The following is a 12,176-nucleotide window of genomic DNA, read 5'->3' as shown; positions in this document are numbered from 1 at the left end:
ATAACGTGGCCAGTCCAGATGGCATGGGCAGGCCCTGATGGCCGGCGTCGTCATCCATCCCAGCGCGGTGGTCGAGCCCGGGGCGAAGCTGGGCGAGAACGTCCGCATCGGCCCGTTCGTCCACGTCGGCGCCGAGGTCGAGATCGGCGACGGCAGCGTCGTCGGCGCGCATTGCAGCATCACCGGGCCGGCCCGCATCGGCCGCGACAACCACTTCGTCGGCCATGCCGCCATCGGCGGCGATCCGCAGGACAAGAAGTTCCGCGGCGAACGCACCGAGCTGGTGATCGGCGACCGCAACATCGTCCGCGAGTTCGTCACCTTGAACCGCGGCACCGGCGACGGCGGCGGCGTCACCCGCATCGGCAACGACAACCTGCTGCTCGCCTACACCCACGTCGCCCACGACTGCATCGTCGGCAACCACTGCGTGTTCTCCAACAACGCCACCTTGGCCGGGCACGTCGGCGTCGGTGACTGGGTGATCATGAGCGGCTTCGCCGGCGCGCACCAGTTCTGCCGGATCGGCGCCCACGCCTTCATCGGCATGGGCGTGCTGCTGACCGGCGACGTGCCGCCGTTCACCATGGTGGCCGGCGAAGCCAATGGCCGCCCGCGCGGCATCAACAGCGAAGGCCTGAAGCGCCGCGGTTTCGACGCCGAGCGCATCGCGGCGATCAAGCGCGCCTACCGCACGCTGTACGTCGCGGGCCTGCCATTGGCCGAAGCCAAGCAACAGCTCGCCGAACAGGCCGCCGGCAGCGCCGACGTGCGCGACCTGCTCGACTTCATCGAAAGCGGCGAACGGCCGCTGCAACGCTGATGCCTACTGCCCCCACCAGGCGCATCGCGCTGGTGGCCGGCGAGGCTTCCGGCGACGGTCTCGGCGCGGGGCTGATCGCGGAATTGCGCAAGCGTTATCCCGATGCGGAGTTCGCCGGCATCGGCGGCGATGCGATGCGCGCGGCCGCTTGCGACACCTGGTACGACTGCGGCGAACTGGCCGTGATGGGCCTGGCCGAGGTGCTGCGCCACCTGCCGCGCCTGCTGAAGCTGCGCAGGCAATTCCGCCAACGCGTGCTGTCGTGGAAACCGGACGTGTTCGTCGGCATCGACGCCCCGGACTTCAACCTGGGCGTCGAGCGGTGGCTGAAGCAGCGTGGCGTGCGCACCGTGCATTACGTCAGCCCGTCGGTGTGGGCATGGCGCGAGGAACGCGCGCGGAAGATCGGGCTCAGTGCCGATCGCGTGTTGTGCCTGTTCCCGATGGAGCCGCCGATCTACGCCAGGCACGGCGTCGATGCGCGTTTCGTCGGCCATCCGATGGCCGACGAAATCCCGCTGCATCCCGACCGCGCCACTGCCCGGGAACGGCTCGGGCTGCCTGCCGACGCCCCGGTGCTGGCCGTGTTGCCCGGCTCGCGCCTCGGCGAAATCGCGCGACTGGCCGAACCGTTCCTCGCGGCGGCGAAACTCGTCGCGGACGCCGTCGCGGAACTGCACATCGTCGTTCCCGCCGCCAATGCCGCGTGTCGGCAGGCGCTGGAAGCGCAACTCGCGAAGTTCCAGCTGCCGAACGTGCGCTTGCTCGATGGGCAGGCGCGCGAATGCCTGTACGCCGCCGATGCGACCCTGCTCGCCTCCGGCACCGCGGCATTGGAAGCGATGCTGGCCAAGCAGCCGATGGTGGTCGGGTACCGCATCGCCCCGTTGACCTACCGCATCGTCAAGTCGTTCGGCATGCTGAAGACCGAACGCTATGCGCTGCCCAACGTTCTCGCCGGCCACGACCTCGCACCCGAATTGATGCAGGATGACTGCACGCCGGAGCAACTCGCCGCAGCCGTACTGCACTGGTTGCGCGACCCGGCCGCCGTCGCCGCGCTGCAGCCGGAATACCTGCGCCTGCACGAACAGCTGCGCCAAGATGCTTCCGCGCGTGCGGCGGACGCCGTCGCGGAATTGCTGGACGCCTCCAGGCCATGACCAAGCTCACGTCGCTGCCGCTGTTTCCTGTTGCGGATTCCGTCCTGGTCGCGGGCGTGGACGAAGCCGGCCGCGGGCCGCTGGCTGGTCCGGTCGCGGTGGCCGCGGTCATCCTCGATCCCGCGCGTCCGATCGCCGGGTTGGACGATTCGAAGAAGCTGAGCGAAGCGCGGCGCGAAGCCCTGTACCCGCAGATCGTCGAATGTGCGCTGGCGTGGCGCATCGAATTCGTCGAAGCCGACGAGATCGACCGCCTGAACATCCTGCAGGCCACCCTGGTCGGCATGCGCCGTGCCGTGATGGCGCTGCAGCCTGCCGCCGTGTTCGCGCGCATCGACGGCAACAAGGTGCCGAAGGACATGCCGTGCCCGGCCGAGGCGCTGATCGGCGGCGACGCCATCGAGCCGGCGATCATGGCCGCATCGATCCTGGCCAAGGTCGCCCGCGACCGGCACATGTGCGGGTTGCACGCGCAATGGCCGCAATACGGCTTCGACCTGCACAAGGGCTATCCCACTCCGATGCACCTGGCCGCGCTGGCCGAACACGGCCCCTGCCCGCAGCACCGGCGCAGTTTCGCCCCGGTACGTGCCACGGGGCAGGACTGAAGCGCGGGTTTTCCGAGCTTTCGGCTGTCAAGCCTTGTCGCCCCACCCCCCTGCCGGTAGGCTGGCTTCCGCATGTCCCCGCGCTTCATCCACCTGCACGTCCACACCGAATTCTCGATGGCGGATTCGATCATCCGAGTGCCCGAGAAGCCGGATGAAGCGCGCCCGGACAAGGCCAAGCGGCCGAACATCCTCAGTCGCGCGGTGGAGCTGCAGCTGCCTTCGCTGGCGCTGACCGACCGCAACAACCTGTTCGCGCTGGTCAAGTTCTTCAAGGCCGCCGAGAGCGTCGGGATCAAGCCCATCGCCGGCGCCGACGTCAGCATCGCCGATGGCGGCGATGCGCCTTCGATGGTCACCCTGTTGTGCCGCGACCGCACAGGCTACCTGTCGTTGTCGCGCCTGCTGACCCGCGCATGGCTGCAGGGCCATCGCGCCGACGGCGTGGCGATCGATCCGGAGTGGCTGCGCGAAGACCATGAGGGCCTGTTCGCGATCCTGGGCCGCCACAGCCTGGCCGGACGTCTCGCCGCCGGCGGTCGCCACGACCTGGCCGAACTGCAACTCGCCGACTGGCAGCGTGCGTTCGGCGAAGACGTGCACCTCGAGCTGACCCGCACCGGCCGCGACGGCGAGGATGCGTTCAATCAATTCGCATTGCACGCATCGGTATCGCGTGGCCTGCCGGTGATCGCCAGCAACGACGTGCGTTTCCTCGACCGCGATGGCTTCGAGGCGCACGAGGCGCGCGTGTGCATCGCCTCGGGCCGCGTGCTCGACGATCCGAAACGCCCGCGCGAGTACAACGCCGAGCAATACCTGAAGTCGGCCGAGGAAATGGCCGCGCTGTTCGCCGACGTTCCCGACGCCTTGGACAACACCGTCGCGCTGGCCCAGCGCTGCAACCTCGAGATGAACCTGGGCACGTACTTCCTGCCCGCCTATCCGGTGCCCGACGACGAAACCCTGGACAGCTGGATCCGCAGCGAAGCGCGCAGCGGCCTGGAAGCGCGCCTGCAGAAGAACCCGCTGGCGCCGGGCAAGACCCGCGAGGACTACTTCGCCCGCCTCGAGTTCGAGCTGGACACCATCATCAAGATGGGTTTCCCCGGCTACTTCCTGATCGTGGCCGACTTCATCCAGTGGGGCAAGCACCAGGGCATTCCGATCGGTCCGGGCCGCGGTTCTGGTGCCGGCTCGCTGGTCGCGTGGGCGCTGCAGATCACCGACCTCGACCCGCTGCCGTACAACCTGCTGTTCGAACGCTTCCTCAATCCGGAACGCGTGTCGATGCCCGACTTCGACATCGACTTCTGCATGGACCGGCGCGACGAGGTGATCGACTATGTCGCCCGCAAGTACGGCCGCGACCGCGTGTCGCAGATCATCACCTACGGCACGATGGCGGCGAAGGCGGTGCTGCGCGACGCCGGCCGCGTGCTCGGCTTCCCCTACGGCTTCGTCGACAGCCTGACCAAGCTGATCCCGTTGCAGCCGGCCGACCCGCTGACGCTGGAAGACGCCATCGGCCGCAGCAAGCGTTCGCAGAAGGAACCCGACCGCGTCGTCGCCGAGTTCAAGCAGCGCTACGAGAGCGAAGACGACGTTCGCGACCTGGTCGACCTGGCGCTGCAGCTGGAAGACCTGACCCGCAACGCCGGCAAGCACGCCGGCGGCGTGGTGATCTCGCCGTCGCCGCTGTCCGACTTCTGCCCGCTGTTCGCCGAACACGACCACGGCACGCTCGGCCGCAACCCGGTGACCCAGTTCGACAAGGACGACGTCGAAGCGGTGGGCCTGGTCAAGTTCGACTTCCTCGGCCTGCGCACGCTGACCATCATCGACTGGGCGGTGAAGGCGATCAACGCGCGGCGCGCCAAGGAAGGCAAGGAGCCGGTCGACATCACCGCGATTCCGCTGGACGACGCGAGCGTCTATCGCGACGTGTTCGCCAACGGCAACACCGGCTCGGTATTCCAGTTCGAATCCTCGGGCATGCGCCGCGCCTTGAAGGAAGCCAAGCCCGACCGCTTCGAGGACCTGATCGCGCTGAACGCGCTGTACCGCCCCGGCCCGATGGAGATGATCCCGTCGTTCGTCGCGCGCAAGCACGGCACCGAACAGTTCGAGTATCCCGATCCGCGCACCGAAGCCATGCTGCAGGAGACCTACGGCATCATGGTCTACCAGGAGCAGGTCATGCAGATGGCGCAGATCGTCGGCGGCTACTCGCTCGGCGGCGCCGACCTGCTGCGCCGCGCGATGGGCAAGAAAGTGCCGGCGGAAATGGCCAAGCAGCGCGAGGTCTTCCGCGAGGGCGCGGCGCGCGGCGGCGTGGGCACGGCCAAGGCCGACGAGATCTTCGACCTGATGGAGAAGTTCGCGGGCTACGGCTTCAACAAGTCGCATGCCGCCGCGTATTCGCTGGTCGCCTACCAGACCGCGTGGCTGAAGAAGCACTACCCGGCCGAGTTCATGGCCGCGACGCTGTCGTCGGACATGGACAAGACCGACAAGGTGGTCGGTTTCCTCGACGAAGCGCGCGGGCTGGACCTGCAGGTGCTGCCACCGGACGTCAACCACTCCGACTACATGTTCGTCGCCACCGACGCGGATACGGTGCGCTACGGCCTGGGCGCGGTGAAAGGCGTCGGCCAGGGCGTTTGCGAAGCCATCGTCGAAGCGCGCAATGAAGGCGGAACGTTCCGCGACCTGCTGGATTTCTGCAAGCGCGTCGATTCGTCCAAGCTCAACAAGCGCGCGCTGGAAGCGCTGATCAACGCCGGCGCGCTCGATGCGCTGGGCCGCAATCGCGCTTCGCTGGCCTTGCAGTTGCCGGAAGTGTTGAAGGCCATCGACCAGATCAACAAGAACCGCAATGCCGGCATCGTCGACATGTTCGGATCGAGCTCGCCCAGCGGCGAAGACATCCATGTCGAACTGCCCGAAGCCGACGACTGGCCGCTGTCGCAGAAACTCAACGGCGAACGCGAAACCCTCGGCCATTATCTCAGCGGGCATCCGGTCGACCCTTACCGCGACGACCTGAAGGCGCTGGTCGGCCACGACCTGGGCGACCTCGACAGGCTCTGCGCCAGCCAGTCGTCCGGCGAAAAGAAGGGCTGGCGCGCCGAGGTCAACGTGGTGCTGGCCGGCCAGGTCGTCGGCGTGCGCCGCAAGGGCGACAGCCAGGTGTTCGTGCAACTGGAAGACGGACGCGGCCGGGTCGAATGCAGCGTGTTCTCCGACGCCATGGCCGAGTTCGGCCACCTGCTGACCCGCGACCGCCTGCTGGTGGTGCGCGGCGGCCTGCGCGAGGACGAATTCAACGGCGGCTACAGCCTGCGCATCCGCCAGTGCTGGGATTACGACCAGTTGTGCGCACAGCACGCGCAGCGGCTGTCGCTGCGACTGGACCTGCGCGAACCGGGCCTGATGGAGCGCCTCGACGCGTTGCTGGCGACGCATCGCCCCGGTGCCACGCCGCTGCGCCTCGACCTGCTGCTGCAGGGCCGCGAACGCCGCGTCGGCGGCCTGCTCGACCTCAACGGCCCCAAGTCGGTACGGGTCGACAGCGGCCTGATCGACGCCCTGCGCGCGCAGCCGGGCATCCGCACGGTCAAGGTCGCCATCTCGCGGCCGTGGGCCAACTGACCGGCCAATGACCATCGGCACAGGCAGGCCGATGCCCCTGCGGCCGAAACTGCTGAATTCCGCATTACCGTCCCGGAGCCGCCGATGACCCCGTCCCGCCTCGCCTGCGCACTGTTCGCCGCCCTGTCCCTGCCATTCGCCGCCCAGGCCGAAATACCGGCGCCGCAGGACGTGCCGTACGCGCCGGGCACGATCCGGATCGAGATCGACGCCACCAACCTGTCGCAGCGCATCTTCCGGGTGAAGGAAACCATCCCGGTCGCGCCGGGCGAGCTGACCCTGCTGTATCCCAAGTGGGTCCCGGGCGGCCACACGCCGCGCAACCCGATCGACAAGATCGCCGGCATCCGGTTTTACACAGGAACGTCCAAGGCCGGCGGCCAGAAGCTGGAATGGAAGCGCGACACCCTCGACGTCAACGCCTTCCACCTCGTCGTGCCGCAGGGCGTGAACGAAATCACCGCCGAGTTCGATTACCTGACGCCCACCGACAGTTCGCAGGGCGGCGTGGCGATGGCTCCGAACATGCTGAACCTGAAGACCATCGCCGCCGTGCTGTACCCGGCGGGGCATTACGGCAGCAGGATCATGTTCGACCCGCGCATCACCTATCCCGCCGGCTGGACCGCGTTCACCGCGATGCACGAACAGGGCCGCAACGGCGATACCGTCGACTACCAGGACGTGTCCTTCGACACCTACGTCGACTCGCCGATCTTCGCCGGCCGCTACGCCAAGCAGATCGACCTGACCCCGGCCGGCAGCAAGGTGCCGGTGAAGCTGGGCGTGGTCGCCGACGCGCCCAAGTACCTCGAAGCCAAGCCCGAACAGATCAAGATCCACAAGACCATGGTCGAGCAGGCGCTGAAGCTGTACGGCGCGCAGCACTACGACCACTACCAGTTCCTGTTCTCGCTGTCCGACCAGATGAGCGGCAACGGCCTGGAGCACCAGCGCAGCAGCGAAAACGGCGTGGGCACCGACTATTTCACCGGCTGGAACGAGAAGGCCGGCTTCTCCGACCTGCTCGCGCACGAATACACCCACTCGTGGAACGGCAAGTACCGCCGCGGCAAGGACCTGTGGACGCCGAACCTCAACGTGCCGATGCAGGACAGCCTGTTGTGGGTCTACGAAGGCCAGACCCAGTACTGGGGCAACGTGCTGGCCGCGCGCAGCGGCATGCGCCCGCTGGACGCGTCGCGCGACGCGCTGGCGCTGGTCGCCGCAACCTACGCCGACAACCGCCCCGGACTGACCTGGCGCAACGTGCAGGACACCACCAACGACCCGATCATCGCCAGCCGCGCGCCGCGCGCGTACCGCAACTACCAGATGAGCGAGGACTACTACAGCGCCGGCCAGATGATCTGGCTGGAAGCCGACGCGCTGATCCGCGCGAAGACCGGCGGCAAGAAATCGCTCGACGACTTCGCCAAGGCCTTCTTCGGCGTCGACGACGGCAAGTGGGAATCGCCGAACACCTACACCTTCGAGGACGTGGTCGCCACCCTCAACGGCGTCGTCGCGAACGACTGGGCCATCTTCCTGCGCGATCGCCTCGACGGCAAGACCGGCTTGACCGGCGGCGTCGAGGCCAGCGGCTGGAAGCTGGTCTACAAGGACGAACCCAACGCCTATGCCAAGGCGCAGTCCAAGGGCGGCCGCGGCGCCGGCACGGCCGATTTCGTCTATTCGCTGGGCCTGAGCATCGGCAAGGACGGCAAGGTCTCGGACGTACGCTGGGACAGCCCGGCGTTCAATGCAGGCATCGGCAGCGGCACCCAGATCGTCGCGGTCGACGACGTGGAGTACGACAAGGAAGCGCTGGAAGAGGCGGTCAAGGCCGCGAAGACCGGCAAGCAGCCGATCGTGCTGATGGTCAAGGAATTCGACCGTTACCGCCGCATCCCGATCGACTACCACGGCGGCCTGCGCTATCCGCACCTGGAGCGCATCGAGGGCAAGCCGGACTACCTGACCCCGATCTTCACGGCGCGCAAGTGATCTTGCGGTAGCCGCCTGTGGGAGCGGCCTTGGCCGCGAATGCTCTTCGGTTGGGCCTTCAGAAAGCATTCGCGGCCAAGGCCGCTCCCACAAAAAGCCGCTCCCTCACTCGCCCTACCCACGCGTACGGGTTCCAGCGCCTGCATCGGCTAAACTGCCTGCTTTGCGGCCAAGTACTTGCCGAATGAACCCGAATTACCTGGATTTCGAACAACCCATCGCCGACCTGGAAGCCAAGATCCAGGAATTGCGCAGCGCCAGCGCCGGTCCGGCGCTGGACGTGGACAAGGAAATCCACGCCTTGCAGGACAAGCTGCGGGTGCGCACCGCGCACATCTTCCGCGACCTTAGCCCGTGGCAGGTGTCGCAACTGGCCCGCCACCCGATGCGGCCGTACACGCTGGACTACCTGCAGGCGATCTGCGACGAGTTCCAGGAACTGGCCGGCGACCGTGCCTTCGCCAATGACCAGGCCATCGTCGGTGGCCTGGCCCGCATCGACGGCCGCCCGGTCGTTGTGATCGGGCACCAGAAGGGCCGTTCCACCAAGGAAAAGATCCAGCGCAACTTCGGCATGCCGCGCCCCGAAGGCTATCGCAAGGCGTTGCGCCTGATGAAGATGGCCGAGCGCTTCAAACTGCCGCTGCTGACCTTCATCGACACCGCCGGCGCATGGCCGGGCATCGATGCCGAGGAACGCGGCCAGTCGGAGGCCATCGCCCGCAACCTGATGGAAATGGCCGAGCTGAAGGTGCCGGTGATCTGCACGGTGATCGGCGAAGGCGGCAGCGGCGGCGCGCTGGCGATCGGGGTCGGCGACCGCACGGTCATGCTGGAATACAGCACCTACTCGGTCATCTCGCCGGAAGGCTGCGCGTCGATCCTGTGGAAGGACGCCGGCAAGGCCAAGGACGCGGCCGAACAGCTGGGACTGACCGCTTCGCGCCTGAAGGGCCTGGGCCTGGTCGACAAGGTCGTGCGCGAACCCATCGGCGGCGCGCACCGCAATCCGAAACAGATGGCCACGCGCCTGAAGGCGGTGCTGCTGAACCAGCTCGACGAGCTGGACAAATTGTCCGTGGACGAACTGCTGGCGGGACGTTATCGGCGCCTGCGTGGCTACGGCGCTTACGAAACCGCGTAAACCCCGCTCAGGCAAGGACGACCGATGAGCCCGATCATCCTTCTCTCGATCGCCTTGCAGATCGCCTGCGGCGTGCACGTCGTCCGCAGCGGCCGGCCGATCTACTGGCTGTTCATCCTGCTGTTCTTCTCCTACATCGCGGTGCTGATCTATTTCATCGCCGAAGTCCTGCCCGACCTGCGCAACGGCCCCGGCTCGCGCAAGGTCGCGCGCAAGGTGCGCGACGTGATCGACCCGAGCCGCGACAAACGCCGCGCCGAGATCAACCTGCAGTTGTCGGACACGCAGGCGAACCGCCGCGAGCTGGCTGCCGAAAGCCTGCGCCACGGCGATTACCAGCGTGCTGCCGAGTTGTACCAAGGATCGCTGAAGGGCCTGTATGCCACCGACCCCAACCTGATGCTGGGTTTGGCCAAGGCCCAGTTCGGCATGGGCCAGCCGCAACAGGCGCGGAACACGCTGGATGCGTTGATTGCCGCGAACCCGGACTTCCGCTCCAAGGAAGGCCACCTGCTCTACGCGAGGACCGTCGAGGACATCGGCGATGCCGCAGCGGCGCTGCACGAGTACGAAGCCGTCGTCCAGGGCTATCCCGGCGAGGAAGCGCGCGTGCGCTACGGCCTGTTGCTCAAGCGCACCGGCGATTCGCGCAAGGCAGCGGAGATCTTCCGGGAAATCCTGACCCGCTCTGCGGCTTCGCCCAAGTACTACCAGCGCGAGCAACGCGACTGGATCGAGACAGCGCGTCAGGAACTGGCGAGGCTTTGATCCCGGCGTTGATGGGCAGGGCGTAGCCTGAAGGCCGTATGGGCCTACTTCAGTACTTTCGTGACCTTCCCATTTAGGTCCGCAAGGGGTATTGCACCCAGCATGCGGCTATCCATGCTGTTGTCCCGGTTGTCGCCCAGCAAGAAGTAGTGACCCTCCGGAATGCGCACCATCGGCATTTCCCATGAATAGTCACTGGTCGTGTATGCCGGCTCCACATAATGCTCAAGCAACAGGCGACCATTCACCTTCAACTCGCCATCCACGATGGCGATCGTTTCCCCCGGCATTCCGACGATGCGATGGATCCATGGGTCCCGATTCTCGGGATTCAAATAGACGACCACATCGCCTCGTAGCACCGGATGCTTCCGGTAGTAGCCCGCACGCATGATCACGATCTGCCCTGGTCTCAACGTGGGTAGCATGGATTCCGAAACGATACGGTATGGCGCGTATCCGACAATCCGCTGTCGCGGATCTTTCGACTGCGCGCCGAACGGATTGACGACATAGAGACTGACCACCGTCAGCGGAATCCCCACCATCAGCGCGACCAATGACCTGACCATCCATCGCCGGAAATTCGACATCGCGTCCCCCTTCGCTCTATCCCCGATAGCATGCCGGACGGATGCCGGATTCGTCCATTTTGGCGTCGTTCGCTGACCGGCTAGACTTTCCGCATGCTCCTGCCCCTGCCGGCCGAACACCACCACGCCCCGTTGCTGCTCGCCTTCAGCGGGGGCTTGGATTCGACGGCATTGCTGCATCGGCTGGCGAGCGATCCTTCGTTCCACGGCAACAACCTGCACGCGGTGCACGTCCATCACGGGCTGCACGCGCAGGCGGATGCATGGGCCACGCATTGCCAGCGTTTCTGCGACACGCTGGGCGTGACATTGCACGTGGTCCGCGTCGACGTGGCCCGCGACAGCGGCGAGGGCCTCGAAGCCGCCGCGCGGCAGGCGCGCTACGCCGCGATCCGCGACATGCTGGCGCCTGGCGAAGTCCTGGTCACCGCGCACCATCGCGACGACCAGGCCGAAACCTTCCTGCTGCGTGCCTTGCGCGCTTCCGGCCCTGACGGGCTCGCGGCGATGCGCGACTGGCGAGCGTTCGCGCACGGCTGGCACTGGCGGCCCTTGTTGCGAACGCCGCGTTCGGCGCTGCTCGCCTATGCGGAACGGCACGACCTCGACTGGATCGAAGACCCGAGCAATGCGGACGCCGACTTCGACCGCAATTTCCTGCGCCAGCGCGTGCTGCCGCTGCTGCGCGAACGCTGGCCGCACGCCGATGCCGCCTTCGCCCGGAGCGCGGAGCTCAGCGCCGAAGCCTCCGGATTATTGGCTGAAGAAGACGCGCACGCGTTGGCCACGGCGGCAACGCTCGATGCACGCACGCTGTCTGTTTCCGCATTGCTCGCCTTGCCGGCGCCACGTCGCTCGCGCGTGTTGCGACGCTGGATCCGCCGGCTCGGCCTGCCGCCGTTGCCGGCCGAAGGCCTGGCCCGGATCGAAACAGAATTGCTGCCGGCGCGCGCGGACGCCGAAGCGCGTTTCGATTGGCATGGCGCCACGATCCGGCGCTGGCGCGACCTGTTGCACGCCTCGGTCCTGCATCCCGCATTGCCAGCCGCGTGGCGGCAGGACTGGGACGGCCGCCTGCCGTTGGTGTTGCCCGAAGGCAGTACCTTGTCGCTCGAAGGCGCCAATGCCCTGCCTTCGCCCGTTCAGGCGCATGCGCGTGCGGGCGGCGAGCGCATCGTCCTGCCCGGCCGCAGGCATTCGACCACGCTGAAGAACGTGCTGCTCGATCTCGGCGTGCCGCCATGGACGCGCGATGTCCTGCCGCTGCTGTCCACGCCCGCGGGCGAACTGCTGGCCGCGGGCGACCTGGCGTATTCGGCCGGCTTCGACGCTTGGCTGCGCGAACACGGGGCCCGCCTGGTTTGGGCACCGCCCCCACAAAAAACGGTGTCGTTTCCATTCGAGTAAACTCGCTGC

At 66.9% G+C, this 12,176-nt stretch carries 9 protein-coding genes; 8 read left to right on the top strand and 1 reads right to left on the bottom strand.

Features of this window, described 5'->3' with window-relative positions; all coding sequences use genetic code 11:
* The first annotated feature begins 37 nt into the window (after positions 1 to 37).
* The 7 genes from lpxA to J5837_RS10835 all read left to right on the top strand — a co-directional run bounded on the left by lpxA (position 38) and on the right by J5837_RS10835 (position 10,167).
* Positions 38 to 823, top strand: a complete 786-nt coding sequence (lpxA, locus tag J5837_RS10865; protein ID WP_210536760.1) for an acyl-ACP--UDP-N-acetylglucosamine O-acyltransferase — start codon at positions 38 to 40, stop codon at positions 821 to 823.
* A complete protein-coding gene (gene lpxB, locus J5837_RS10860; protein WP_210536759.1) occupies positions 823 to 1,986 on the top strand; it encodes a lipid-A-disaccharide synthase in 1,164 nt (387 codons plus the stop codon). Before lpxA ends, lpxB begins: the two co-directional genes overlap by 1 nt.
* Positions 1,983 to 2,594 (top strand): ribonuclease HII, encoded by a 612-nt coding sequence (gene rnhB / locus J5837_RS10855; RefSeq protein WP_210536758.1) that lies wholly within the window; start codon positions 1,983 to 1,985, stop codon positions 2,592 to 2,594. Before lpxB ends, rnhB begins: the two co-directional genes overlap by 4 nt.
* A 72-nt stretch (positions 2,595 to 2,666) precedes the next feature.
* Positions 2,667 to 6,248: a DNA polymerase III subunit alpha gene (gene dnaE, locus J5837_RS10850; protein ID WP_210536757.1), complete on the top strand. Its 3,582-nt coding sequence runs from the start codon at positions 2,667 to 2,669 to the stop codon at positions 6,246 to 6,248.
* Between the two features lie 84 nt (positions 6,249 to 6,332).
* Positions 6,333 to 8,255, top strand: a complete 1,923-nt coding sequence (locus J5837_RS10845) for a M61 family metallopeptidase (protein ID WP_210536756.1) — start codon at positions 6,333 to 6,335, stop codon at positions 8,253 to 8,255.
* 163 nt (positions 8,256 to 8,418) lie between these two features.
* Entirely contained in the window at positions 8,419 to 9,399 is a 981-nt protein-coding gene (locus J5837_RS10840) for an acetyl-CoA carboxylase carboxyltransferase subunit alpha (RefSeq protein ID WP_342345530.1), read from the top strand.
* 24 nt (positions 9,400 to 9,423) lie between these two features.
* On the top strand, positions 9,424 to 10,167 hold the full coding sequence (locus tag J5837_RS10835) for a tetratricopeptide repeat protein (RefSeq protein WP_210536754.1): 744 nt from the start codon (positions 9,424 to 9,426) through the stop codon (positions 10,165 to 10,167).
* A gap of 44 nt (positions 10,168 to 10,211) precedes the next feature.
* Here J5837_RS10835 and lepB read toward each other — a convergent pair whose 3' ends face one another.
* Complete coding sequence (lepB, locus tag J5837_RS10830) at positions 10,212 to 10,760, bottom strand: signal peptidase I (RefSeq protein WP_210536753.1); 549 nt, start codon at positions 10,758 to 10,760, stop codon at positions 10,212 to 10,214.
* A gap of 93 nt (positions 10,761 to 10,853) precedes the next feature.
* On the opposite strand from lepB, the gene tilS reads away from it, so the two are divergent.
* Positions 10,854 to 12,167 (top strand): tRNA lysidine(34) synthetase TilS, encoded by a 1,314-nt coding sequence (gene tilS, locus J5837_RS10825; protein ID WP_210536752.1) that lies wholly within the window; start codon positions 10,854 to 10,856, stop codon positions 12,165 to 12,167.
* Positions 12,168 to 12,176 lie beyond the last annotated feature (9 nt).

The organism is Pseudoxanthomonas helianthi, from assembly GCF_017939625.1.
Classification (GTDB): domain Bacteria; phylum Pseudomonadota; class Gammaproteobacteria; order Xanthomonadales; family Xanthomonadaceae; genus Pseudoxanthomonas_A; species Pseudoxanthomonas_A helianthi.
The sequence above is the reverse complement of the archived record's forward strand: the minus strand, read 5'-3'. Positions and strand labels throughout refer to the sequence as shown.

Bases quoted from the DNA above. Each gene is read 5' to 3' on its own strand.
- lpxA (WP_210536760.1), top strand. From the start codon at position 38: ATGGCCGGCGTCGTCATCCATCCCAGCGCGGTGGTCGAGCCCGGGGCG.
- lpxB (WP_210536759.1), top strand. From the start codon at position 823: ATGCCTACTGCCCCCACCAGGCGCATCGCGCTGGTGGCCGGCGAGGCT.
- rnhB (WP_210536758.1), top strand. From the start codon at position 1,983: ATGACCAAGCTCACGTCGCTGCCGCTGTTTCCTGTTGCGGATTCCGTC.
- dnaE (WP_210536757.1), top strand. From the start codon at position 2,667: ATGTCCCCGCGCTTCATCCACCTGCACGTCCACACCGAATTCTCGATG.
- J5837_RS10845 (WP_210536756.1), top strand. From the start codon at position 6,333: ATGACCCCGTCCCGCCTCGCCTGCGCACTGTTCGCCGCCCTGTCCCTG.
- J5837_RS10835 (WP_210536754.1), top strand. From the start codon at position 9,424: ATGAGCCCGATCATCCTTCTCTCGATCGCCTTGCAGATCGCCTGCGGC.
- lepB (WP_210536753.1), bottom strand. From the start codon at position 10,760: ATGTCGAATTTCCGGCGATGGATGGTCAGGTCATTGGTCGCGCTGATG.
- tilS (WP_210536752.1), top strand. From the start codon at position 10,854: ATGCTCCTGCCCCTGCCGGCCGAACACCACCACGCCCCGTTGCTGCTC.